The organism is Paenibacillus sp. 22594 (assembly GCF_052044425.1).
In the GTDB taxonomy this organism is placed as follows: domain Bacteria; phylum Bacillota; class Bacilli; order Paenibacillales; family Paenibacillaceae; genus Paenibacillus_AQ.
Genome location: NZ_JBQENA010000006.1, coordinates 185,170 through 209,097 on the forward strand (window position 1 = coordinate 185,170; position 23,928 = coordinate 209,097).

A 23,928-nucleotide genomic window follows, 5' to 3' on the forward strand; every position below is an offset into this window, starting at 1 on the left:
GGGTATACATAGGAGGCTGAAGGATGAAAAAAAGAACATTTACCACTTTATTATCATTGTCTATTTTGACGGCATGCAGCAACAGCAACCCTGAATTTAATAATGTATCTGTGCATGATCCCTCTGTAATCAAAGTAGATGATATGTATTATGTCTTTGGCTCCCATCTGGCTTCGGCGAAATCCAAAGACTTGATGGACTGGACGCAGGTGTCTTCTGGCGTTGCCGACGGCAATGTGCTTATACCCAATGTTACTGAAGAGTTAAGTGAAACCCTCAGTTGGGCACAAACAGATACTCTATGGGCACCTGATGTCATTCAGCTGTCTGACGGGAAATTCTATATGTACTATAACGCCTGCAGAGGGGATTCTCCGCTGTCGGCAATGGGAATAGCTGTATCCCGCAAGATCGAAGGACCCTATAAAAATAAGGGGATCATTCTCAAATCCGGTATGGCTGGTACAGGCGATGACGGTGAAATTTATGATGCAACCAAGAAGCCTAACGTGGTCGATCCTGATGTGTTTTTTGACGAGAACGGCAAGCTTTGGATGGTATATGGCTCCTATTCCGGCGGGATCTTTATCTTAGAATTGGATACCAAGACAGGTTTGCCGCTGCCTGATCAGGGTTATGGCAAAAAACTGCTTGGTGGCAACCACGCCCGGATTGAAGGACCTTATATGCTATACAGTCCTGAAACCGATTATTATTATCTTTTCCTTTCTTACGGCGGTCTGGATGCGAAGGGCGGATATAATATCCGCGTTGCCCGCTCCAAGAATCCGGATGGTCCATTTGAAGACTCGGAAGGCAAGGCTATGCTTGATGCGAAAGGTACAGCAGGTGTATTGTTCGATGATCCGGTTTACTCTCCATATGGAGTTAAGCTGATGGGGAATTTCGAATTCACGAATGCAGGGCTGGATCCGGAGGCAAACCGGCCGGGTTATGTCTCTCCAGGCCACAATTCGGCGTATTACGATGCCAAGAGCGGACAATATTTTCTCATTTTCCATACCCGTTTTCCTGGCAGGGGTGAGGAGCATGAGGTTCGTGTACATCAGATGTTTATGAATACCGAAGGATGGCCAGTGGTAGCGCCGCACCGATACAGCGGAGAGAAGATTGGTAAGTACACTGCCGAGGAGATTAGTGGCGGCTATGGCTACATCAACCACGGTAAAGAGATCACAGCGAAGGTTGCCGGCTCGGAACCGATTGAATTAACCACTGACGGAAAGATTACTGGGGCGGTTGAAGGAACCTGGAAGCTGACGGGAGATCATAATGCTGAGCTGATAGTTGACAGTGTGGCCTACAGCGGAGTTTTCCTGATGGAGTGGAATGAAGCGGCTGGTAAAAGTGTAATGACGTTTTCGGTAGTCTCGGCTGCCGGCATCTCTCTCTGGGGAAGCCACGATTTACCTGAAACAGAGGAGAACTAATCGGCAATATAGCCCGCTGTTATTGATGTAGCTAGAATTAACATGCTCCAGATGCAGCAAGACAAAAAATCACCAGCGTTAAGCCTCCAGCCCCTCCTGTGCGTGCAGGGGAGCTGGAGGTTTTTATGAATTTCAGTGTTCGGAAGCCTGATCACTCCGTATATTTCTGCAGTACAATCACAGCATTATGACCTCCGAAGCCAAAGGAATTGGAGATTCCGATGTGCAGGTCGGCTTGGCGGGCAGTGTTCGGTACATAATCCAGGTCACAGACTTCATCGGGCTCCTCCAGATTGATGGTAGGAGGGATAAGGCCTTCCTGTATACTCTTAACCAATGCAATGGCCTCAAGGCCTCCAGCGCCGCCCAGGGCATGGCCTGTCATTGATTTATTTGCCGTGACCGGAATGCGGTAAGCCTGGTCGCCGAACAGCTTTTTGATCGCCATCGTTTCTGAACGGTCACCCACCAGAGTGCTGGTGGCATGGGCGCTGATGACATCTACCTCCCCTGGCTCTATCCCTGCCTCTTGGAGAGCCAGTTTCATCGCCTGATAGGCACCTATGCCTTCCGGATGGGTAGCCACCATGTGATAGGCATCTGAACTGGCACCATAGCCTGTCACCTCGCCATAAATTACAGCATTTCTCTGCAGAGCATGGGATAAGGACTCCAGGATGACAATCCCGCTCCCCTCCCCGATGACAAACCCGTCACGGTTCGCGTCAAATGGACGGCTTGCTTTGAGCGGTTCAACATTATGTGTGGACAACGCAGTCGCATTTCCGAAACTGGCTAGTGATATTTCGTTAATTGCGGCTTCGGCCCCTCCTGCAATGACTACATCGGCACTGCCGTAACGGATCAGCCGGAAGGCTTCACCTATGGCTGTATTCCCGATAGAACAGGCCGTTACAGGCGACAATGCAGGTCCAAGTGCCCCCAGCTTAATACTGATCAAGGCTGCAGCCATATTGGAGATCAGCATTGGGATCAGCGTCGGGCTGACTCTTTCCGGTCCGCGGGAACGCAGCACATCGGCTTGCTCCATTAAGGTCTGAATACCCCCGACACCTGAGCCTACATAAACCCCAATACGTTCGCGGTCTATCTTGTCCAGCTGAAGCCCGGAATCAGCCCAGGCGTCTTCGGCAGCTGCCAGTGCGAACTGGCTGAACCGGTCCATCCGCCGCGCCTCCTTGCGGCCAAACCGGCCCTCAGGATCGAAATCGTGCACAGCACCGGCGATCTTTGTTTTGAAATGTGAGGTATCAAATGTGGTGATAGGAGAGATCCCCGACTCACCTGCCGTTAGGCGTCTCCAGAACTGCTCTACTGTATTTCCTAGTGGCGAGACCAACCCCATGCCGGTAATCACTACGCGCTCCATAATTATCCTCCTAAAAGTTTTGATAGCATAAGCTCCCATGAATCAACTCCGCAAAACTCTCTACGTAAGCATCCACAATGTTTTGATAGCATAAGCTCCCATGAATCAACTCCGCTAAACCCACATCGGAAGCATCCACAAAGTTTTGATAGCATAAGCTCCCATAGAGACAATGTGTTATACTCGCAGCCGAAGCATGAAACTGTTTTGTTATGCGTTTATTTTTCCACTTTATTTATCCTATTACAAGTTGTCGTTTATCATAGTATAATTAATACTATTCTAAACATCGTTCAGGAAGAGGCGCATAGATCATGTCTACGCAGACAAGACTTCAGGCATTATCGGACTTTTTAAAAGCAAGGAGGGCGGCGATATCACCTGCTTCCGCAGGGCTGCCTCAAGGCACGCGCAGAAGGACCCCGGGTCTGCGGAGGGAAGAGGTTGCGCAGTTAGCCGGTGTCAGTAACACCTGGTACACCTGGCTGGAGCAAGGCCGGGATATCAAAGTCTCGCCTTCTGTATTGGACTGTATTGCGACCGCACTGCAGTTGACCAAAGATGAGCGCAGCTATTTATTTGCCCTGGCACTGGAGAACGGGCCTGGAGCTGCCCTTTATCCGCAGGAGAACATCTCTGAGATCAATCCTTCATTGCAGAAAATTCTTCAGGAGCTGACCACCTGTCCGACTATTATTTCCGACCGCCGCTGCGGGATTGTGGGTTGGAATGAAGCGGCTGCGCATGTGTTTCTCGACTTTGCCAAGCTCCCGCCGGAGGAGCGGAATATGATCTCCCTGCTATTTGTCCGGAAGGAATTTAAGCGCCTCGCCGTGAACTGGCAGCAGTTCGTCAGCGGGTATTTATCTATATTCCGGGCCTATTACGGCCAATATGTGGAGGACCGCTGGTATGATGATTTCATTGCGGAGATGAAGCAGCAGCATCCGGAGTTCAACACGCTGTGGGAAGAGAGCCGCGTCAGCTCAGCTCCAGATGTTGTGCTTGAATTCCGTCATGCGAAAGCTGGCAAAATGCTGTTTCACCTAACCTCGCTCCAAGTACATGGCAGCACCGATTTGCGCTGCAGTATCTATACGCCGGCAGGGGATTCCAATACAGAAGCAAAGCTCAAGCAGCTGATGGAACAGCATGTCCAGGATTGATGATAAAAAATATTTATGGATTCATAAAAAACTATAAATATGCAATGTAAGGTTTGACGTTTATACTCCTAATATGATGTTTAACTTATGGAATCGGAAAAGGAGCAAAGCATAATGGTAAAAGTGACCGGATTGGAAGGCGTAGTGGCAGGAGAAACCGACATTGGTCTGGTGGACGGGGAAAAGGGATACTTGGTTTACCGGGGATATTGGGCAAAAGAACTTGCAGTGACACGCACTTACGAAGAGGTAGCCTATTTGCTGTGGAACGGGCACCTGCCATCTGCGGAAGAGCTGGAACGGCTTAAGAGCGAAATGGCTGAATCCCGTCAGTTGCCAGGGTATATCCGGCAGATCATTGAACTGATGCCTGCTTCCGTTCCAATGATGCTGGTGCTGCAGAGCACTGTTGCTGCACTTGGAGAGCAGGAAAATACCTCTTGGCCCCCGGCACTAACGCAGGCGGTAAGGCTGGCATCCATCCTCCCGACCATTATTGCTTATAGATACCGTACCCTGAACGGATTAACACCTCTGGAACCGTTATCAGAGCTTGGGCATGCGGCCAATTACTTATACATGCTGACTGGTGAAAAGCCGACCAAGGCGCATGTGCAGGCGCTCAGTGCTTACCTGATTCTATGTATGGAGCACGGCATGAACGCTTCAACCTTCGCTGCCCGCGTGGTACTGTCTACCGAGTCGGATATGAATGCTGCAGTCGCCGGGGCAATCGGGGCTATGAAAGGGCCGCTGCATGGCGGTGCCCCGTATGAAGTAATAGCCATGCTAGAGGATATTGGCACCAAGGAACGGGCGGAACCGTGGCTGCGGAAGGCTCTGGAGAGCGGAACCAAGATCATGGGTTTCGGACACCGGATCTATAAAACCAAAGATCCGCGTGCTGAAGCACTTCAGATCGCGACACAAGAAATGATCGGCAAAGATCCTTCTTTTGACCTGGCACTTCATGTAGAAGCAACAGCCATACATTTACTTCAAGAATACAAGCCGGGCCGCAGACTATTCACCAACGTGGAGTTTTATGCTGCTGCTATTCTGAAGGCGCTGGAGCTTTCACCGGACATTTTTACACCAACCTTTACAGCAGGAAGAATTATCGGCTGGACCGCCCATATTATGGAGCAGGCTGCCAACAACCGGATTTTCCGGCCGCAATCCGTCTATACCGGTCCTATGCCCCAGAACGAATTCTAAAAAAGCTGCAGAATTATTCCGGAGGTTAATCTCTTAGAACATAGCTAGTAAGTATGCAAAAACATCCCCGGCCGACAAGCGGCCGGGGATGTTTTGAGTAGAGGGATGGTCATGAGTGAGAGTATGAGGGGGATACTCTGGCGTTATTTTAGAAATCGGATGTTGCAATTTCAATAGTGCCAAAGACAGCGCCGGCAGCCGTGCTGAGAAGTGCGGCAACCAGAAGTGCATTGACGGAAAGGGTAAGGCTGTTCAGTGCAGGGATGGTATAAGTGACAACTGGAGCATTGACCCGGTAAATGACAAGATCCACAGGGAATGCAGAACCGTTGTTTACCGTTACAGCCGCGTTAATGCCACCTGCCAGATTCTCGTAATAGGATTTACCTACAGAAGGAGCCAGGTTGAAGTATTGAATGGGTAACAAGATAGCCATGGTAACGACCTCCTTTTCATTTGATAGAATATTCTATTCGGTTACTCTATTATTGCTTTGACGAATGACATGGGAGATTAGCACAAAATAATAGCAAGCCTATAATTGGATGAATAGTCCATCCAGGATGGAACATAGCTGCCCTGCACTGGTATAGAAGATTGCGGCTAACTAACGTTAGAGATTCAGCAGGTTGAAATATGTTACACTGGGAGTAATTCTGTTAATAGTAAGGAGAATTAAGATGATCAAGCTGGTATCCTGGAATGTGAATGGGTTAAGAGCCTGCGTTAGCAAAGGCTTCATGGATTACTTCAAAGAAACGGCTGCAGATATCTTTTGTGTGCAGGAGACCAAGCTTCAAGCCGGACAAATTCTTCTGGAGCTGGGAGAAGAGTATGAACAGTACTGGAATTACGCAGTGAAAAAGGGGTATTCGGGAACGGCGGTATTCACGAAAATCAAGCCACTCTCTGTAAGATACGGAATGGAAGAGGATTCAGAGCCCGAAGGCCGGTTGATTACACTGGAATTCGCTGACTTTTACCTGGTGAATGTCTATACTCCAAATGCAAAACGGGATCTGACGAGACTGGATTACCGGATGGAATGGGAGGATCGCTTCCGCAGTTATCTTCAGGAGCTGGACAAGCGTAAACCGGTGCTGGTGTGCGGAGACATGAATGTTGCCCATCAGGACATCGATTTGAAGAATGCCAAAGCCAACCGTGGAAATTCAGGCTTTACCGATGAAGAGCGGGGGAAGATGACAGTACTGCTGGAGTCGGGATTTATTGATACGTTCAGACATCTTCATCCCGATCAGGAAGGGGCCTACACCTGGTGGTCTTATATGCCGAAGATCAGAGAACGGAATGTAGGCTGGCGCATTGATTACTTTCTGGCGTCTTCACGTCTTGCACCGCAGCTGGAGCTGGCGGGATTGGAGTGCAATGTAATGGGCAGCGATCACTGTCCAGTGTATTTACAGCTTGATGGTATACAGTCATCCTAACTTTAAATGGATAAAAATAAGGGCCGTACATCCCCAATCAGGATGCCCGGCCCTTTGCAATTCTGTAGTTAACAATGTCCTATGCCAGATAGCCAACGAATTCTGCTTCAAGATCCTCAGGGGACATGGAAAGATTAAATTGTTGATTAAGTACCATGGATGTATCCTTAACCGACACTTCCATGGTAAGGCAGAAAGGAGTTTCTACAAACAGCAGTGTCATTTTAAGCTTGCCCTCCGCAGTCCAGGTAAAGCTGGAAAAGATCAGGTTTTTAGTAGAGTCCAAGATTTGCGCGGAGCTTGTTATCCATTCGCCTCGCCCAAGCTTGATAATCTGTTTACCGTACATACCCTGCAACATTAATAATGCCTCTGTACTGTTAAAAGAAACCGAAACGGCTTCAAGTTGCTGCGGATTATCTTCCATTCTGAATACTTTGCCGTTCAAGAACGCCTCAAGGACTGAAGCTTCCTTCTGACGCTCGGGCTGAAAGTTTAAGCGGTCAAGGAGCAGAGCAAGCTCCGCATTCGCAGAACCGGTTGGGGCAACGGATGATTCGGTTCTCATGGCAGGCAGAAGATGCTCCCATACCCCGTTCATAATACGCTGCATATCACTGTTTCCGCTTGTTATGGCAACCACAGCATCCTGCTCTGGCATCACAATGCAGAGTTGGCCGAAAGCGCCGTCTCCACGAAATCCGCCATGCTGGCATTGCCAGAACTGATAGCCATAACCCTGCGACCAGTCGCTGGTGCTCGCACCCGGGCTGCCGTCATCATTGCTGATTTGCTTGGATGTTGCGGCGGCAATCCATTCTTGGGTCAGCAGTTGACGGTTATTCCACACTCCTTGCTGCAAATAGAGCTGTCCGAACGCTGCAATATCCTCGGTAGTGATACTTAATCCAAATCCGCCTAAATTGATCCCCCGGGGACAGGAGCCCCAGGTTGGATGCTGTATGCTCAGCGGCACAAACAAGCGGGGTTCCAGGTATTCCAGTAAAGTGAGACCGCTTACTTTTTGCAAAATGGCAGAGAGCATATACGAAGCTCCAGTATTGTAGAGGAAATGGGTACCAGGTGTCTTATCGACCGGAAGCCGGAGGAAGGCTTGGACCCAGTTGCCCTCTTCGCTGCTCATCATTGGTGGCATGGTATCCTCTGTATGGCCGGTCCCCATCATCAGCAGATGGCTGATGTTCATCTGTGCCAGATTGGGGCTAATGTCTGCTGGAGCATCATCGGGGAAAAACGCCACAACCTTATCCTCCAGTGACAATAACCCTTCTGCCACCGCCAGGCCAATTGCTGTCGAGGTGAAGCTTTTACTGAGTGAGAACAAAGAGTGCTGCAGCTCAGGCTGGTAAGGCGACCACCAGCCCTCAGCGACTACAGTGCCATGGCGCAGCAGCATAAAACTATGAAGCCCCAATTGCTGCTCTTCCATAGTATTTAGAAAAGAAGAGATTGCTGCCGACGGGATTCCCTGTTCTTCCGGCAGGCTTCTTGGCAATTGCCTTGTGATTTGCATATTTTCCATAATCATATCTCCCTTGATAGACGTGGATAAGAGCTATACCTACTATATTATACCAATCTTGGACAAGGAAAAAGGAGTCCTGCATGGGACTCCTACCTGTTCATATTATGGAACTTCACAAGTCTTCCCGGTATCGGCGTACTGCTGATCTGGCCAGGTGATCTTGTTGCAGGTCCGGCTCAGTTGTTCATATACCAACACCGGGTTTCGCTTGAATATACGGATTACAAGATGAATAAAGAATATGAAATTCATGATCATTACTCCGCCATACATGATTCCCATCCATGGACCAGGTAAACTGGAGAGCCAGGAGGGAGTAAGCAGATGGACATTCACCCCAATTATAATTCCGTATAGGAGCAGATATCTTAGGATCAATCCCCATAACCGGCTGCGTCCGTCTTCGCTGCTTATGCGGATGCGGACAACCCATTTGCCAAAGGTCCGCCCGCCGGTACAGAAAGGAAGCACTACAAAATAAACCCCTGTCGTAATCCAGTAAGCGCCTGGAACCTGGAAGGAATGGATCAGCAGGAACAGCATGATCCAGATGGGTGCATCTAACACCGCGGCGATGCCCCTGCGGGTATAAGTGACTCTTTTGGCAGATAAATCTACCCGGGTATCCAGCTGTTCGATTCGTGGCAGCAGAGCGGATATCCAGAGCGCGATCCGGTATCCGGTGATTCCACCCAGTGTATTGGTAAGCAGGTCATCGACATCGAAGATCCGGTATGGATGATCAAAAAAACCGTAGATTCCCGTGATCTGGGTGATCTCAAAAAGTAGTGAAAGCGTAAAGGAGAGCAGAATGCAAACGACCCAGCGTGTACGGAAATAATAACCCAGGAACATACCAAACGGTACCGTCAGAAATACATTGAATGCGGCCTGAAGGAAATCCGGTTGCCGGAGGATCCGGAGGTAAGATAAAGGGTCATCTGCGTTTACGTTGGAATTGCGGACAATTTCCTGAATGAAATGCAGCGGTATATGCTGAATCATACTTCCCATAGGCATGGCATTATGCCTGGATGACGGCATCGGGAGCATAATCAAATAGAAAGCGTTCAGCAAATAGAGCAGCAACAAATATAGGACGAGTGCCCTGATTTTGTTGATATAGCCATACCGCCTGTATTGAACCATGAGGAACGGGAGCGTGAACAGCAGCGCTGCCACAGGAAAAGACATGAATGCATAAGAGATTGGAGAGAGATAGGATTGTAACATGAGCCACCTGCCGTAAATAGGATAGTATACAAATTCAGAGAGCACCTCTATGTGTTAGACGCCGCAGCCTGCAGACATCACTGCAATTCGGGGTGTCACTTATTTATTTAGCCCAACCGGCATACATATGTCAGGAGAGGAGCGTGAATCAATATGGAGAAGAAGGTGCAGCAATATTACAAACTGAAGGCCAAACAGAAGGAGTTGGAGAAAGAACTGGGCGAGCTTCGGCAGGACATTCTGGCATTTTGTGCAGAACAGGGAGTGATGGACAGTGAAATCGGGGGCTACAGAGTGAAGCTGGTCACGCAAAACCGCAAGGAATACGATGACGACAAGCTGTACCAGACGTTATCCGATCCTGAGGTGTGGCGGCTGCTCTCCAAAGCAGATCCGGCAAAAATTGCCAGTCTCGTCAAGCTGAAGATCATCGAAGAAGACAAGATCACCCACGCTTATGCGGTTAAGACGGTTACCCTGTTGCAGGTGGATAAGAAATAGATCGGATCATAAATGAGTAGTGTTACAATCATATACTTTTTTCATATTTATCTCACAGAATTCCCGTATCCGATTGTTATTCTAAAGTCACTTCAAAGGAAGAGGTGGTTTAAGATGAATAACAAATGGACAAGAAAAGCAATTGCATTACTGGCAGTGATTAGCGTGGTAGGAGGCTCGACAAGTGCATTTGCGGCAGCAGCACCTGCCAAGGCAGCAGTTACGACAAAGGCAGCAGCACCGATTGTCAAAACAGTTACAACCGCAAAAGTAGCTACACCTGCTGTAAAACACACTGCACTGCCTAAAACCGCTGCAACACCAGCAAAGGCAGTAGCAGCAACAACATCAGCAACAGCATCAACAACAGTAAAAGCACCGGCAAAAACTACAGTGAAAAAAGCATCAACTAAAAAAGCATCAACTAAAAAAGCATCAACTAAAAAAGCATCAGCGAAAACTGCAGTGAAAAAAACATCAGCTAAAAAGGTATCAGCGAAAACTACAGTGAAAAAAGCAACAACCGTAAAAGCACCAGCCAAAACTACAGTGGCAAAAACATCAACCGTAAAAGCACCAGCCAAAACTACCGTAGCAAAAACATCAACAGTAAAAGCACCGGCAAAGACCGCGGTAAAGGCACCGGCAAAAACAGCCGTTAAGAAATCATCAGCCGCTACGACTCCGGTAGTTAAATCCAAAAAGAAATAAGGAATCGAATACATCCTTCTGAGCTTGCAAGTCAGCTTCATATTCTATCTTCAACAAAGACGGGACCGTACGCAGGTTTCCCGTCTTTTGTCTATTGTGATACGCTGTATGTATAAGAGATTAATATAGAAAGGCAGAGTGACTTGACGGTGAGCAAAATAGTAGTGGTAGACGATGACCTTTTCATCTTACAACTGCTCTCTGAGTATTTACGGAAGGAAGCTTATGAGGTAACTTCATTTGCTAGCGGGTCTAATCTGGTGGAATATGTCCGCTCAGATGAACCTGAATGTCTGATCCTGGATATCATGATGCCCGGAATAGACGGACTTTCTCTGCTTACTGAAATCCGTTCGTTTACCGAGATTCCCATAATTATGATTTCCGCAAGGGGCGAAGAAAGTGACCGTATCCACGGGCTGGAGCTGGGCTGCAGCGATTTTTTGAGCAAACCGTTTAATCCTCGTGAACTGGTAGGCAGGGTTAAGGCAATGCTGCGTCTGTATAAATTAGGGAATGGTTCTTCTGTTGACCCTGAGGCTGCATCCCAAACGGAGAATATATGTCATGCCGGAAATCTGGAGATCTATGCTGATTTTCGCAGGGTCTCTGTAAATCATACGGAAATAAGCCTGACCTCGCGCGAATTTGAATTGCTTCTTTTTCTGGCTTCGCATTTAGAGCGGCCGTTTGACCGGGAACAACTGATCCAGCATGTATGGAATTATGATTTCTTTGGAGATGTCCGGGTTGTGGATGATCTTGTCAAAAGAATCCGTAAAAAGCTTGCTGAACATGGTTCTTCACTACTGATCAACACGGTCTGGGGCTTCGGCTACAAAGCGTCCGTTAACAAAATATAGATGCGTACCATTAGAGGCAAGATGCTGTTGTCCTTTTTTTTGGCGCTTGTGGTTACGGTTGGGATTACGGTAGCTCTGTTCGTACACCTGATTGATGATATCCTGGTGAATCAGGTCAAGGCCCAGCTGCATGGGCAGGCGGAGAAAGCCGAGAAAATATTGCGTAATGGCGATATCTCCGGACTGAACAACACAGAATTCAAGTATGTAGTAAAGGGTCTGATGCTGGATGCGGATTATCTTATTCTCGATTCGAACAATAAAGTCATCGATGCGAACGACGACAAGGAAGTAGGAAAAACCCTGAATTATGCACTTTCCGGGCGGAAGGGTATAGCGGTGTTGCATGGCAAAAAGATTCTCTTCACCAAAGAACGTTTGACTGGCCGGCCTTATTCTATCTTCATCTATGCTCCACTCTCCTCCCTTAGAGCGCTCTACGGTTCCTTGATGCGGACAACACTTCTGGCGATTGGATTCAGTCTCTTAGTGATCCTGGTCATAGGTCTATTGACCGTTTCGAGGGTAGTGCGTCCATTGAATCAGCTGAAAGAAGCAGTAGGCCGCTACGAGCCTTACCGTTCGCAGGATGAAGCCTTTCCGGTAGGAGATACCACTGAAATCGGCGAATTGATTACTACGTTTCAGTCGATGTCTGACCGAATACAACAGCATCAGCGTAATCAGGTTGAGTTCCTGCAGAACGTTTCCCACGAGCTGAGAACACCGCTGATGTCGATTCACGGTTTTGTGTTCGCCATCCAAGATCAGGTGGTTACACAAGAGACGGGACTTGAAGTGATATTAACGCAGTCTGTGCGTTTGATGGATATGGTGGACAAGCTGCTTCAGCTTTCCCGGTTGGAGGCGGTCGATGAATATTGGCCTGCATCCGAAATTGATCTTCGTACAATGGCAGAAGAAGCGGCGCTCTTACTTATGCCGGCGGCGAGTGAACGGGCAATTAAGCTCCAAGTGGAAGGGGCGAGCCATCAAACGGTTGTTGCCGGAGAGCAGCTGTTTCAGGTTCTGGTGAATCTGCTGCAAAATGCAGTAAGACACACTTCAAGCCAAATTTGTGTGCGTATCGATACGGAATACCCCGGAGCTGTCTGGGCCATACATATTGACGATGACGGAAACGGATTAAGCGAAACGGAGCGGGATGCTGTCTTCCAGAGGTTTTACACCGGATCTAACGGGGTTACCGGTCTCGGTCTGGCAATTTGCCGGCAAATTGCCACGAATTTGGACGGAGAGTTAGTGTACTCCACCTCCCCTCTTGGCGGTGCGCGGTTCAGTTTTATTAAACATATCGGGCGGGTAACAGGAACGGGTGCATAAGTGGAATTCGGATTGGACTCGCAACCTCGTGTATTTTACGTTAAAATTACAGTGGATACGAACCTCCGGCTGCCTGCAAGCAGCGGAGATGTTTCGTTTAAGCTACTGTAAATTATGATACGGAGGAAATGAAGCGATGAAAGATTTTGATAGGTTGTTGGAGAAATATGCGGACCTGGTTATCAAGGTCGGAGTGAATGTTCAGCCTGGTCAAGTGCTGATAATTCACTCGCCGCTGGAAACGGCAGAGCTTACCCGCCTGATTGTAGGCAAGGCGTATGAAGCAGGAGCCAAATATGTGCTTGTGGATTGGGATGACGAGAAGGTCACACGGATTCGCTACGAGAAGGCCACCGAGGATTCTTTTGGATATTATCCGCAGTGGCATGCTGATATGCTGGAGGGGTTTGCGGAAGAGGGCGGAGCTATTTTACATATTAAGGTGCCTGATCCGGAATTGTTCCGCGGCATCGATTCCTCCAAAGTATCCACTGCAGTAAAGGCCGCAGCTATAGCACGCAAGAAATATCAGAACTACACCCGCAATAACCGAATCAGCTGGTCGCTAATCAAAGCGCCAACGAAGGCTTGGGCGGACAAGGTGTTTGCGGATTTGCCGGAAGAACAGCGTGTGGAAGCGATGTGGGAGGCAGTATTCCAGATGAACCGTGTGGGCAGCGAGGACCCGGTAGCCGCGTGGCGCGGGCATATTGCCGATCTCAAGGAATCCCAGGAACGGATGAATGCTAAACGCTACAAAAGCCTGCATTACCGCGCTCCGGGAACGGATCTGCACGTAGAGCTTCCTGAGGGACATCTCTGGCGCGGGGGTGGCGGTGAAAATGCGAGTGGAGTCTATTTTGTAGCCAATATGCCGACTGAAGAAATATATACCATGCCGCACCGCAAGGGAGTCAACGGGACGGTAAGCAGCACACTCCCGCTGAATTTGAACGGACGGCTTGTAGATGGGATTAAGATTACCTTTACAGATGGAAGAGTAACGGCTTATGATGCAGAATCCGGGCGGGAGCACCTGACCTCTTTGTTAGAAACGGATGAAGGAGCTTCTTATCTGGGAGAAGTGGCGCTGGTGCCGCATGATTCTCCTATTTCACGTCTGAATCGAGTATTTTACAACACTGGAATCGACGAGAATGCTTCCTGCCACTTTGCACTCGGCAGCGCGTATCCGGTAAATATCGAAGGTGGAACCTCACTGAGCAGCGAAGAACTGATAGAACGGGGAGCCAACGTCAGCTTGACACATGTTGACTTCATGGTCGGCTCCGCAGAGCTCGATATCGACGGCGAATTGGCCGATGGAACCATTGAACCCGTCTTCCGCAAAGGGAACTGGGTACTATAAAACACAGGGAATTATATCACTACTTTTTATATCCGTTACAGAAGCTGCGAACTCACCTGGGGGTGGGCTTTGCAGCTTTTTTAGATTCTGCGAAAACCGTTTGGACGGGCTCTCCGTCTTAATCCATATACAGATAAGCAAGGAGGGGAACAGATGATCAGTCCCAAGGCGGAAATGAAAAAGCTCACGGGTACTGTAACGCGGCAGGATAGCGCCTTTTATGAATCCGTAATGGAGCACAGCGACCAGCTGTACCATATTGCCTACAGCTATTTACGGAACCGGAATGATGCGCTTGAAGCGGTACAGGAGACAACCTGCCGGGCCTGGATCAAGCGGGAGACACTGAAAGAGCCGCGGGCATTCAAATCATGGATCATCCGGATTCTGATCTATGTCTGCATCGATGAGCAAAGAAGAAGGAAAAGGTCGGTACCGACACCGGAAGAAGCAATGCAGGAACCGGTCATGCAGCACAACAGCAGCAAGCTGGAAATGCTGTGGGCTGTGGAACAGGTGAAGCTGAAATACCGGCATGTGCTGCTGCTAAAGTACTACAACGACATGACTTTAACAGAAATCGCAGAATTGCTCAGAAAACCGGAGGGCACGATCAAAACCTGGCAGCACAAAGGGCTGAAGCAGCTTAGAACCATAATGAAGAATCGGGGTGAATGGAATGATCAATAGCAGTCAAGAGCAGTCCTTGCTGAACGATGCTGTCCGTATGCGGGAGGAAATGGATAAGGATACAGGCAGTGCAGCAGTAAGACTGGCAGTTCAAACAGGGATGGAGCGGGGACAGATGAAGCTGAGGAAACGTTTTTTATCCAAAAGTATGGGATTCAGTGTTGCCGCAGCCATGATAGCCGCAGCTGTACTGTTTATCCTTCCATATTTTCATACTGTTCCGAAGTCAGCTGGCTTAGAAAGGTCAGTAGATTGGGGTGAACTTGAGGTATTTCGAGAAAACGGCATATTTGGCACGGATGTGGCTACGCTGGATTCTGTGATTCGAAGCGGGTATATTCAGCTGGTGAACAAAACGGCGGAAAGTGAAGGATATGCCATCACATTAAATGCTGTTACAGCAGACGAAAATAGGATCATATACTTTTATACGGCGACAACCGATGAGAAGCAGGAGATATATAGTATTAACAGTGCAAAGATGAAGAACCTTGCCACTGACAGTTATCTGAACACGACGACACAGCTAGGCGGCAATATAAAGATTGCGGAACCGGAGAAAAACCATGTATTTTACGGACGAGGTATTGTAGAACTGAATCGTACGGAGCCTTTCCCACAGCATATTGAGGCGGAATTCAGAATCGCTTCAGTCAATCCAGGCAAAATGGCAGACCGCAAGACCGGGACAATAATGGCGGATATGCATTATTCTAAGCTGCTGAAGGTCAGCTTTGCGCTTGATCCTAAATTTAAGCAACACAAAACACAGATTGTGAAGCCGAATCTGCCGTTTAGTCTGAACGGGCATGAGGTGGTACTCAGTCAGGTTGAAATGTCTCCATTGCTGATTCAGGCAAGAGTTGCACTGAAGAATCCGGAGGAGAATGATTGGGAAACCAGGAACGATATTTTCAAAGACGCCTTCTTTCAGGAAATACTGTCGAAGGTTCAGGGAAAGTCTATCCAGCTCAGCCTGGTTTCAGGCGGGGGTACGGAGGATGGGTATGCATATGCGTTTGCCAGCAACTGGCTGGATAATCCCCGGTCGCTGGAGCTGAAGATCAAAGAGCGGACGGGAAGTAAGCTGGAGGAAATTAATCTGAAAGTTTATACAAAATAATAAGCGATGCGCTTAAAGCCAATTTTATCGGAGCTAAAAAACAGACATCCGGGTGAGTTTCCGGAAGTGAGCGCTGCTGCACAGCAAGCGATTGAGCAAGCACTAATGCAGAAGATATTCCCGCTCAGAAGGAAGTAATACCAGATAAGGAGGTCTCATTTTGGATAAACATCAAGAGAAAAGCTGTTGCGCCGCTAGAAGGCAGCCAACTTCAGAATATCTGGCGACTCGAATACTATATCCGGAGACTCAGGCGCCGGGTCCCGCGGCACACATGAACCCATTTCCTGATCTGTCACAGAGTGTGCGACTTGGAGGAAGCACCTTTCTAATGGGTACAAACAGTCAGGAGGCGTTCCCTTTTGATGGAGAAGGACCAGAGCGCGAGGTCTATGTCGCTCCCTTCTATATCGAGAAATATGCAGTTACAAACGCCCAATTCAAGACATTCATTGAATCCACAGGATATGTCACAGAGGCGGAGCGATTCGGCTGGTCATTTGTATTCCATGCTTTTGTATCGGATGAGTTAAATAAGCAGCCGCTGCAATTTCCGGTCCAAACGCCGTGGTGGCTGGTCATCGAGGGCGCCTCGTGGCATTCCCCGGCTGGTCTCGGTACGAACATCCAGGACAGATTGAACCATCCAGTTGCACATGTATCATGGAATGATGCGGAGGCCTATTGCAGATGGGCGAGCAAACGGCTGCCAACAGAAGCGGAATGGGAGCTCGCTGCACGGGGTGCTCTTTCCAGCAAGAGATACCCTTGGGGAGATCAACTTAAGCAGGGGAGCAGAAATCTCTGCAACATTTGGCACGGAGAGTTCCCGAAAGTCCACACGGCACCTGATGGTTACTTCGGCACTTGTCCCGTGGATGCTTATCCTCCCAACGGGTATGGATTGTACAATATGACCGGCAACGTATGGGAATGGTGCTCTGACTGGTTCAGTTCATGCTATCATCAAATCAGTTCATCCATTAACCCGCAGGGGCCAGCAGTTGGCAAGGCTCGAACGATGAAAGGCGGCTCTTACCTCTGCCACCATTCCTACTACAACCGTTACCGTGTTGCGGCGCGCAGTTCGAACACGCCGGACAGTTCTACAGGTAGTATCGGATTTCGCTGTGCCGTTGATGCTGAATGAGCATTGAACAGGAAATAGTGGTGAGATTGGTCCCTGAACGAGTACGGTGTGATTCAGTCTACCTGTTCAGTAAACCCTGATGAGACCTTCTCCCATTCCTCTCTGGAAAATAAAATAATTTGTGATAAAGTGGAGATGTAACAACTCTGGAGGGGGATTTTGGAAAATGAGAGGGTATAAGTTGGGAATTGCAGTAGCTGTGATTGCAGTGGCGCTCCTAGGGAATTTCAGCAAGGCGGAGGCGGCGGGAGCTACGCTGGTTGATTTCGAAGACGGCAATCGTCTGATGAGTGACGGCACAGTCTGGACGCAAGATATGAATGTTGAGGAAACCTTGTTGACAGACTACAACATTGTAGATCTGGATGGGGAGTACGGCTTGACCAAGGATGGACAGCTGGTGAGATTCTCGTTATTTGATGCGAAAGTGGTGAAGGGGACATCAGGTATTGTTCAGATCTCCGGAACCTATTATCTGAAACAGGACGGCACCGTGTGGGATATGGATGGCAAGCAGTTGAAGGAATATTCTGATATCGCCATGATCAATGCCAACCGGCATACGAATATACTGGTAACCTTATCCCGTTCTGGAGAGCTGCGGTGCGCATATGGCTTCCAAGGCCCGATTGACCAGCTGGGCTCCGCTTCAGAGGTTTCGGCGGTTCTGTCCGGCGACCTTAATGAGGCGGCTGTAGTGTTGAAGTCCGGCAAGGTGCTGGTCTATTCCAAATACCAGGCAGACAAGGCCAATCCGGCCAAATATGTGCCTACAACGTTGACGGAGCAGGCGGCGGGCGCGCTGTACAATGACAGTGGAAATCTCTTTGTCCTCCTTCAAGACGGGACAATCGTAGTGAAGAGATCACAAGTGCCCGGCACCTATGAATTGGAGCAGACTGAGTCTCAGCCGGGACATGTCACTGCCTTGGTTACCGAGTGGCGCGGCTCGTTGATCATCAAGCTCCAGGACGGCACACTCCGGAGCTATAGTCCCCAGTCCGGTGAATTGCAGGAGATTTCCGTTCCGGTTATTGAAGATCTAAATCTGCGGATTGAGTCTAAAGAACTGAAGGTTGGCAGCAAAGTATCAGTACAGATTGACGAAATCTGGAGCAATGACACGACGAAGCGCATCCCGCTGTCCGAAGCTGAGCTTGAGATCGAGAAGCCTTATCTGCTGCAAAAGATGCCGGACGGTACGGTAAAAGCCCTTGCGGTGGGCCAGACCAAACTGACAGCCCGCTCCGGTTCGTTCTCCAAAACGATCAGCGTCTCCATCAGCGATACATCGCTGATGGACCAGGGAGCTTACATAGGGGGTAAGATGTACCTTCCAGTACAGCCTGTGTTCCATAAGCTGGGTGCCTCCATTCAAGCGGATATGGCCGCCAAAACCTTCTCCATCCGGCTTGGCGAACTGCCGATTCAGCTACAGCTGGGCAGTGATACAGCGATCATAAATGGCGAAAAGGTTAAAATGAGCGATAAAGTGCAAACCGTGAACGGAACCGCAGTATTTCCGGCATCCCTACTCAAAACCGCACTTGGAGCCGGTCTGGCCTGGGATGGCACTTACCAGAAGATGACGGTTAGTTTCGGGAGCGCGAAACTGACGGTGCAGACCAAACAGACGGCCCAGATCGTCAAAACGAAATCACAAGGTTACCTCACCAAGCTCATTGGGAAAAGCTACTGGGTTAACTTTTTTGATGAGAATTACCGCTTTCAGAAGGTGACGATTGTGGATATTATTCCGAACAATAACGGCTACTTTGCAGCAGCCTTTAAGTTTCCTTCGGGTAAGGTTTTGAACACCCGTAAGATGAGTGGTGATGAATTAATATCTACCCTTGCGGACAGACAAGAGTTCTTCACAGCCGATCCTTACAAGACCTATAAATGGCCGGATGCCATCTGGGCGAAGATCAAGGATGGACGGGTTACAACCGGTATGACCAAGCAACAGGTGGAATTAAGCTGGGGCTCGCCCATCGATGCCTCGGCTATGGAAGGCAGCGGTGTTCGGGTAGAGACCTGGTCGTATGGCAATTTTAATTATGTAACCTTTACGAACGGCGTTGTTACGATGATCTATACCAACTAAGCGGATATAAGCAAGGCTGCAGCTTTACTCAAAGGACACTCTGGATCAGCAGAGTGTCCTTTTTTGCAACATTTTTGGATAGCCTACTTGAAATCGCTAACAGCAAGTCATATAATAGGGCTATCGAAACGATTCGATTCACGCAATCGATAAACGGGCAACATACGGAGGGGAAGATCTCCTTTTCGAGGGAAAATGTAGGAAAAGTAGTTTCGGATCTCGAATCATGGGTAAATATTGATTGTGAGGTCTGAAATTCGTACTATGTTTCACAGAAAAACTCGAATTTTTTTTCGAATTTAGTCGAAACGTTTCGATGTATGGGCTTTATTCATAGTTTTTAAAGTTTGGCTAACACTAAAATAGGGGTGAAAGAAATGAAAAAAAAGACAGGTTTGGTAGCTACAGCAGTATTGATGAGTTTCTCTTTGGTTGCTGCAGGTTGTGGGAATTCTAATAATTCAGCATCCGGTGACAGCAAAACATTAAAGGTGTGGTTCATGGGTACTGCGGATACCGTAACACCGATTGCCAAGATGTATGAAGAAAAAAATCCCGGTATTAAAGTAGAAGTTCAAGCGATTCCTTGGGATAATGCACATGACAAATTACTGACAGCCGTAGCTTCCAAAAACGGTCCGGACGTTGTCCAAATGGGTACAACCTGGATTCCTGAATTTGCAGCTGCCGGTGCGCTAAAGGATATGGCACCTTATATCGAAAAATACCCAAGCATGAAAGCGGAAAACTTTTTCGATGGTGCCGTTCAAACGACGAAATATGAAGATAAGACGGTAGCGATTCCTTTCTATGTTGAAACACGCGCTATGTTCTACCGTACAGATCTGCTAGGTGACGTAGGCTATCCGGAAGGTCCTAAGACTTGGGATGAACTGAAGGATGCCAGCAAGAAGCTGGTTGCCAAAGGCGGAGCCGGACATTATGCGTTGCCTATCGAGGCAAAGGATTCCATCTACACTGCAATCTTCGCCTGGCAGAACGGAAGTGAGCTGATTGACAGCAACCGTAAGCCACAGTTCAACCAACCTCCTTATGTGGAAACCATTAATTTTCTAAAGAGCTTCTATGATGAAGGTTTGTCCCCTAAGGGTACAGATCTGGATACGGTAGCTGCATTTAAAGATGGCACTATGGGGATGTTCATCAGCGGTCCGTGGATGATTCAGACAGTCAAAGAAAAAGCACCTGAAATTGACGGTAAATGGGCTGTAACCACGCTGCCGGCCAAGAAAACGAACACCTCCTCTATTGGCGGTGCAGACCTGTCGATCTTCAATTACAGTAAAAACCCTGATGAAGCCGCTAAATTTATCGCTTTCATGGCTGAGCAGGATGCACAGCTGAAATTTTATGAAACTTCCAACTCTATGCCTGCACTCAAGGCTGCTTGGACTAACGATGCGTTGAAAGACCCGATGATCCAAGCCTTCGGTGAACAGCTTAAGAGTGCACGTCCTGCTCCAATGGTAAAAGAATATGAAGAGATTGCCAAGGCTGCTATGGCTTCATTTGAGCAGATCACGGTAGGCGGTGCGGATACGCAAACCGAACTGGACAAGCTTAACGCGAAGGCAAATGAACTTCTCGGCAACAAGTAAGTAAGTATTATACTTGCCAGACATACTGCCGGTATCTCCCGATAAGAGGTCCCGGCAGTATGTACGTTCGTTCTTAATTAAGGAAGAAAGTGCAAGAAAGCGAAGGGATGTGAGCAATTGTGAGTTCATTTGTGAAGCAATGGAATAAAAATAAATACCCTTATATGTTTATCGCGCCTGCCGTAATCCTGCTGACCTTATTTTCCATTATTCCGATTATTATTGCGCTGGTCATCAGCTTTACCGATATGGATTTGGTTGGACTTGCAGATTATTCGAATATCAGCAGTGCGGGTTTCGACAATTACATTAATATTTTTAAAGACCCGATCTTCCTGAAATCGATGTATAACACACTGATCTATGTAGTTATCGGTGTACCGCTTGTAGTGCTCGCGTCCATGGGAGTGGCCCTGCTGCTTAATTACGGAACAAGCTGGCTGTTCAAAAGCTTCCGTGTCATCTATTACATGCCGTCCATTACCAACATTGTAGCCGTGGCGGTGGTTTGGGGATATCTGTATAACGGCAGTTATGGTCTGTTCAACTACATTCTGTCCATCTTCGGCCTTCCGGCACAGCAATGGCTTCAGGACCCGACTCTTGCGAAATTGTCCCTGATCTTGCTGGCGTTCTGGAAATCCATCGGGCTTAATATGATTATTTTCCTGGCGGCCCTGCAGGGCATTCCCCGTTCCTATTATGAAGCGGCTGAAATTGACGGAGCAACAGGCTGGAAGAAGCTGCGCTTCATTACAGTTCCTCTGCTGGGATTCGCTACTTTCTTTGTGACCATTACGACCTTGATTGGCTGGATTCAATTCTTCGAAGAACCGCTGGTTATGACCAAGGGCGGACCGCTCAATGCAACGATGTCGATGGCACTCTTCATTTACAACAACGGTTTCCAGCTCAGTAAGTTTGGCTATGCGGCTGCTGGCTCATTTGTGCTGTTCATCATTATCATTGTGGTGACGCTCATTCAATTCGCGGTCAAAAAGAAAGAAGTGGAATATTAAGTTTCAGCTTCTGCGCTGCAGCTTAAAGAGGAGGATACTTTCATGGCATTGAAAATGAAACATATGGAAAAAGGCTTGATGATCGCACTGCTCATTATCGGAGGACTGCTGATGATGGTGCCGTTCATCTGGATGATCGGCTCTTCCTTTAAACCTGAGAATGAATTTACTGTGATTCCGCCAACACTCATTCCGAACCACCCGACGTTCTCTAACTACCGGGATTTGTTCGTGAAGATGGACTTTTTAATTTATTTGAAAAATACACTGATCATCGTGCTGTGCTCTTTTGTAGGACTGTTTCTAAACGCGATGGCCGGTTATGCTTTTGCTAAATTTGATTTTCCGGGTAAAAATAAGTTTTTCTATATTATTTTGGCGACGATGATGATCCCCTCACAGGTGACGATGATTCCAACCTATCTGATTATTAACCAGATGCATTTGGTGAATACGATGGCGGGTATTGTGTTGCCTGGTTTGGTCGGCGCTTTTGCGATTTTCCTGTTCCGCCAGTTCATGACCACGATTCCGATGGATTTGCTGGAGGCAGCAAGACTGGATGGGGCCGGCGAGTTGCGAATTTTCTTCCAGTTGATGGTCCCGATCGTGAAGCCGGTTTTTGCGGTACAAGGCATCCTGACCTTTATTGGGGCTTGGAACAGCTTCCTCTGGCCGCTGATTATTGCCAATGATGAGAGACTGTACACCTTATCGGTAGGGCTGTCATTGCTGAAAGGACAATATGGAACCGAGTTCGGACTGCAAATGGCCGGAGCCGCATTCATGGTCGTACCGATTATTATTATATTTATCTTCTTCCAGAAGCATATCATAGAAGGATATACCATCTCCGGCATAAAATAATATAGAGAAGCATATTGCATGTCTCGGGAAGGATTGAACAAACATGGCAACAATCAAAGATGTGGCAAAGCTGGCAGGGGTAGCCTTATCGACAGCGTCCTATGCCATGAGCGGCAACAGCAAGGTGAGCGCCAAAACCAGGGAAAAGGTGCTTGAAGCCGCAAGACAGCTGAATTATCAGAAAAATGGCTTTGCCATGGATTTGAAAAGAAGCCGCACGAATACTATTGCTCTAATATTGACGGATTTGTCCGGTCCCTATTATTCAGAGCTGATCCGGAGCATTCAGGATGTGGCTTTGTCCAATTCCTATGATCTTATCGCATGCAGTTCTATGGGCGGGAAGGATTCTACGGCAGTAAGATTTCTTTTGGAAAAAAGAGTGGATGGAGCCATTGTGCTCGCACATAACATTACCGATGAAATTTTGCAGGCTGCCGGAAGCGAAAGGTTCCCCATTGTAGTTATGGACCGGCTGATTTCCGGTAGAGGCCTCATTAATGTCGTAGTGGATGGAGAACAGGGGGGTTACAGTGCTACCCGTTATTTGATCGAAAAAGGCCATGAGCATATTGCATACATCAGCGGTCCGGCCAATTCCTATGATAATACGCTGCGCTATCAAGGGTTTCTGCGGGCCATGCGGGAAGCGGGTTTGGCAGAAAAAGCCAAATGGAAACTAAACGGGGGGTTCATCCGTGAAGGCGGATATAAGGCGACCAAAATGATGCTGATGCAGGGGGAATTGCCTACTGCTGTCTTTTATGCAAATGATGAAATGGCTGTAGGAGGAATGAAGGCACTGGAAGAAGGTAGGATCAGGGTGCCTGATGATATTTCTGTGATCGGATTTGATGATATCCAGCTGGCTGAATACATTCAGCCCCCGATGACCACGATTCGGCAGCCTATGTACGAATCCGGATCGCTGGCGGGACATCTGCTGTTCCAGATGCTGAACGGTGACACCGTCAATGATTTCTATAAGCTCAAGATTGAGCTGGTTGAACGTAAATCGGTCAAACCCCGGAGCTAACCGCCCTGGGGAATGAAAGCGTTAGTATATCGAAATAAAGTGAAACGTTTATGAAATAATGGTCATTAAATAAG

The 23,928-nt window shown here is 48.2% G+C and carries 21 protein-coding genes; 16 read left to right on the top strand and 5 right to left on the bottom strand.

The genetic code is table 11. The annotated features are described in order from the left end of the window. Positions 1 to 23: 23 nt before the first annotated feature. Entirely contained in the window at positions 24 to 1,451 is a 1,428-nt protein-coding gene (locus ACTJKB_RS20075) for a glycoside hydrolase family 43 protein (RefSeq protein WP_440836147.1), read from the top strand. A 151-nt stretch (positions 1,452 to 1,602) separates the two neighbouring features. Here the strand turns inward: ACTJKB_RS20075 and fabF are convergent, their stop codons facing one another. Further along, positions 1,603 to 2,841 (bottom strand): beta-ketoacyl-ACP synthase II, encoded by a 1,239-nt coding sequence (gene fabF, locus ACTJKB_RS20080; protein WP_440836148.1) that lies wholly within the window; start codon positions 2,839 to 2,841, stop codon positions 1,603 to 1,605. 314 nt (positions 2,842 to 3,155) lie between these two features. Between fabF and ACTJKB_RS20085 the strand changes: the two genes are divergently transcribed. Both ACTJKB_RS20085 and ACTJKB_RS20090 read left to right on the top strand, forming a co-directional pair. Beyond that, on the top strand, positions 3,156 to 4,007 hold the full coding sequence (locus tag ACTJKB_RS20085) for a helix-turn-helix transcriptional regulator (protein ID WP_440836149.1): 852 nt from the start codon (positions 3,156 to 3,158) through the stop codon (positions 4,005 to 4,007). A 114-nt stretch (positions 4,008 to 4,121) separates the two neighbouring features. Continuing rightward, positions 4,122 to 5,225, top strand: a complete 1,104-nt coding sequence (locus ACTJKB_RS20090) for a citrate synthase (protein WP_440836150.1) — start codon at positions 4,122 to 4,124, stop codon at positions 5,223 to 5,225. Between the two features lie 148 nt (positions 5,226 to 5,373). On the opposite strand, the gene ACTJKB_RS20095 is transcribed toward ACTJKB_RS20090, so the two are convergent. Continuing rightward, entirely contained in the window at positions 5,374 to 5,661 is a 288-nt protein-coding gene (locus tag ACTJKB_RS20095; protein ID WP_440836151.1) for a hypothetical protein, read from the bottom strand. A gap of 247 nt (positions 5,662 to 5,908) precedes the next feature. Here ACTJKB_RS20095 and ACTJKB_RS20100 point away from each other — a divergent pair, with 247 nt between their 5' ends. Beyond that, positions 5,909 to 6,676: an exodeoxyribonuclease III gene (locus ACTJKB_RS20100; RefSeq protein WP_440836351.1), complete on the top strand. Its 768-nt coding sequence runs from the start codon at positions 5,909 to 5,911 to the stop codon at positions 6,674 to 6,676. Between the two features lie 79 nt (positions 6,677 to 6,755). Here the strand turns inward: ACTJKB_RS20100 and ACTJKB_RS20105 are convergent, their stop codons facing one another. Both ACTJKB_RS20105 and ACTJKB_RS20110 read right to left on the bottom strand, forming a co-directional pair. Next, complete coding sequence (locus ACTJKB_RS20105) at positions 6,756 to 8,219, bottom strand: serine hydrolase domain-containing protein (RefSeq protein WP_440836152.1); 1,464 nt, start codon at positions 8,217 to 8,219, stop codon at positions 6,756 to 6,758. A 105-nt stretch (positions 8,220 to 8,324) separates the two neighbouring features. Then, the gene (locus ACTJKB_RS20110; RefSeq protein WP_440836153.1) at positions 8,325 to 9,455 is read right to left on the bottom strand and encodes a VanZ family protein; all 1,131 of its coding nucleotides are present in this window, start codon (positions 9,453 to 9,455) and stop codon (positions 8,325 to 8,327) included. Between the two features lie 153 nt (positions 9,456 to 9,608). Between ACTJKB_RS20110 and ACTJKB_RS20115 the strand changes: the two genes are divergently transcribed. Beyond that, the gene (locus tag ACTJKB_RS20115; RefSeq protein WP_440836154.1) at positions 9,609 to 9,956 is read left to right on the top strand and encodes a hypothetical protein; all 348 of its coding nucleotides are present in this window, start codon (positions 9,609 to 9,611) and stop codon (positions 9,954 to 9,956) included. Between the two features lie 92 nt (positions 9,957 to 10,048). Here ACTJKB_RS20115 and ACTJKB_RS20120 read toward each other — a convergent pair whose 3' ends face one another. Further along, positions 10,049 to 10,681, bottom strand: a complete 633-nt coding sequence (locus ACTJKB_RS20120; RefSeq protein ID WP_440836155.1) for a hypothetical protein — start codon at positions 10,679 to 10,681, stop codon at positions 10,049 to 10,051. Between the two features lie 135 nt (positions 10,682 to 10,816). On the opposite strand from ACTJKB_RS20120, the gene ACTJKB_RS20125 reads away from it, so the two are divergent. From ACTJKB_RS20125 to ACTJKB_RS20175, 11 genes are all read left to right on the top strand, one after another. Further along, positions 10,817 to 11,530, top strand: coding sequence for a response regulator transcription factor (locus ACTJKB_RS20125; RefSeq protein ID WP_440836156.1), 714 nt, complete (start codon positions 10,817 to 10,819; stop codon positions 11,528 to 11,530). After that, positions 11,531 to 12,874, top strand: coding sequence for a sensor histidine kinase (locus ACTJKB_RS20130; protein ID WP_440836157.1), 1,344 nt, complete (start codon positions 11,531 to 11,533; stop codon positions 12,872 to 12,874). It begins immediately after the preceding gene. Between the two features lie 136 nt (positions 12,875 to 13,010). Then, entirely contained in the window at positions 13,011 to 14,243 is a 1,233-nt protein-coding gene (locus ACTJKB_RS20135) for an aminopeptidase (protein WP_440836158.1), read from the top strand. A 153-nt stretch (positions 14,244 to 14,396) separates the two neighbouring features. Further along, positions 14,397 to 14,933 carry a sigma-70 family RNA polymerase sigma factor gene (locus ACTJKB_RS20140; RefSeq protein WP_440836159.1) on the top strand — a complete coding sequence of 179 codons (537 nt, stop codon included), beginning with the start codon at positions 14,397 to 14,399 and terminating at the stop codon, positions 14,931 to 14,933. Continuing rightward, positions 14,923 to 16,056 carry a DUF4179 domain-containing protein gene (locus tag ACTJKB_RS20145; protein ID WP_440836160.1) on the top strand — a complete coding sequence of 378 codons (1,134 nt, stop codon included), beginning with the start codon at positions 14,923 to 14,925 and terminating at the stop codon, positions 16,054 to 16,056. Before ACTJKB_RS20140 ends, ACTJKB_RS20145 begins: the two co-directional genes overlap by 11 nt. 274 nt (positions 16,057 to 16,330) lie before the next feature. Next, positions 16,331 to 17,206 carry a formylglycine-generating enzyme family protein gene (locus tag ACTJKB_RS20150; protein ID WP_440836161.1) on the top strand — a complete coding sequence of 292 codons (876 nt, stop codon included), beginning with the start codon at positions 16,331 to 16,333 and terminating at the stop codon, positions 17,204 to 17,206. 166 nt (positions 17,207 to 17,372) lie between these two features. After that, positions 17,373 to 19,313: a stalk domain-containing protein gene (locus ACTJKB_RS20155; RefSeq protein ID WP_440836162.1), complete on the top strand. Its 1,941-nt coding sequence runs from the start codon at positions 17,373 to 17,375 to the stop codon at positions 19,311 to 19,313. A 377-nt stretch (positions 19,314 to 19,690) separates the two neighbouring features. Then, the gene (locus ACTJKB_RS20160) at positions 19,691 to 20,932 is read left to right on the top strand and encodes a sugar ABC transporter substrate-binding protein (RefSeq protein WP_440836163.1); all 1,242 of its coding nucleotides are present in this window, start codon (positions 19,691 to 19,693) and stop codon (positions 20,930 to 20,932) included. A 164-nt stretch (positions 20,933 to 21,096) separates the two neighbouring features. Continuing rightward, the gene (locus ACTJKB_RS20165) at positions 21,097 to 21,951 is read left to right on the top strand and encodes a carbohydrate ABC transporter permease (protein ID WP_440836352.1); all 855 of its coding nucleotides are present in this window, start codon (positions 21,097 to 21,099) and stop codon (positions 21,949 to 21,951) included. 42 nt (positions 21,952 to 21,993) lie between these two features. Next, positions 21,994 to 22,818 carry a carbohydrate ABC transporter permease gene (locus tag ACTJKB_RS20170; RefSeq protein ID WP_074083620.1) on the top strand — a complete coding sequence of 275 codons (825 nt, stop codon included), beginning with the start codon at positions 21,994 to 21,996 and terminating at the stop codon, positions 22,816 to 22,818. Positions 22,819 to 22,861: 43 nt separating this feature from the next. Further along, the gene (locus ACTJKB_RS20175) at positions 22,862 to 23,854 is read left to right on the top strand and encodes a LacI family DNA-binding transcriptional regulator (protein WP_440836164.1); all 993 of its coding nucleotides are present in this window, start codon (positions 22,862 to 22,864) and stop codon (positions 23,852 to 23,854) included. Positions 23,855 to 23,928: the final 74 nt, after the last annotated feature.

What these genes read in the sequence shown, in the direction of transcription:
- ACTJKB_RS20085 (WP_440836149.1), top strand. Translation starts at nt 3,156, where the DNA reads ATGTCTACGCAGACAAGACTTCAGGCATTATCGGACTTTTTAAAAGCA.
- ACTJKB_RS20175 (WP_440836164.1), top strand. Translation starts at nt 22,862, where the DNA reads ATGGCAACAATCAAAGATGTGGCAAAGCTGGCAGGGGTAGCCTTATCG.
- ACTJKB_RS20105 (WP_440836152.1), bottom strand. Translation starts at nt 8,219, where the DNA reads ATGGAAAATATGCAAATCACAAGGCAATTGCCAAGAAGCCTGCCGGAA.
- ACTJKB_RS20155 (WP_440836162.1), top strand. Translation starts at nt 17,373, where the DNA reads ATGAGAGGGTATAAGTTGGGAATTGCAGTAGCTGTGATTGCAGTGGCG.
- ACTJKB_RS20115 (WP_440836154.1), top strand. Translation starts at nt 9,609, where the DNA reads ATGGAGAAGAAGGTGCAGCAATATTACAAACTGAAGGCCAAACAGAAG.
- ACTJKB_RS20135 (WP_440836158.1), top strand. Translation starts at nt 13,011, where the DNA reads ATGAAAGATTTTGATAGGTTGTTGGAGAAATATGCGGACCTGGTTATC.
- ACTJKB_RS20140 (WP_440836159.1), top strand. Translation starts at nt 14,397, where the DNA reads ATGATCAGTCCCAAGGCGGAAATGAAAAAGCTCACGGGTACTGTAACG.
- ACTJKB_RS20150 (WP_440836161.1), top strand. Translation starts at nt 16,331, where the DNA reads ATGAACCCATTTCCTGATCTGTCACAGAGTGTGCGACTTGGAGGAAGC.
- ACTJKB_RS20170 (WP_074083620.1), top strand. Translation starts at nt 21,994, where the DNA reads ATGGCATTGAAAATGAAACATATGGAAAAAGGCTTGATGATCGCACTG.
- ACTJKB_RS20090 (WP_440836150.1), top strand. Translation starts at nt 4,122, where the DNA reads ATGGTAAAAGTGACCGGATTGGAAGGCGTAGTGGCAGGAGAAACCGAC.
- ACTJKB_RS20130 (WP_440836157.1), top strand. Translation starts at nt 11,531, where the DNA reads ATGCGTACCATTAGAGGCAAGATGCTGTTGTCCTTTTTTTTGGCGCTT.
- ACTJKB_RS20165 (WP_440836352.1), top strand. Translation starts at nt 21,097, where the DNA reads ATGTTTATCGCGCCTGCCGTAATCCTGCTGACCTTATTTTCCATTATT.
- ACTJKB_RS20160 (WP_440836163.1), top strand. Translation starts at nt 19,691, where the DNA reads ATGAAAAAAAAGACAGGTTTGGTAGCTACAGCAGTATTGATGAGTTTC.
- ACTJKB_RS20110 (WP_440836153.1), bottom strand. Translation starts at nt 9,455, where the DNA reads ATGTTACAATCCTATCTCTCTCCAATCTCTTATGCATTCATGTCTTTT.
- ACTJKB_RS20120 (WP_440836155.1), bottom strand. Translation starts at nt 10,681, where the DNA reads ATGTATTCGATTCCTTATTTCTTTTTGGATTTAACTACCGGAGTCGTA.
- fabF (WP_440836148.1), bottom strand. Translation starts at nt 2,841, where the DNA reads ATGGAGCGCGTAGTGATTACCGGCATGGGGTTGGTCTCGCCACTAGGA.
- ACTJKB_RS20075 (WP_440836147.1), top strand. Translation starts at nt 24, where the DNA reads ATGAAAAAAAGAACATTTACCACTTTATTATCATTGTCTATTTTGACG.
- ACTJKB_RS20095 (WP_440836151.1), bottom strand. Translation starts at nt 5,661, where the DNA reads ATGGCTATCTTGTTACCCATTCAATACTTCAACCTGGCTCCTTCTGTA.
- ACTJKB_RS20145 (WP_440836160.1), top strand. Translation starts at nt 14,923, where the DNA reads ATGATCAATAGCAGTCAAGAGCAGTCCTTGCTGAACGATGCTGTCCGT.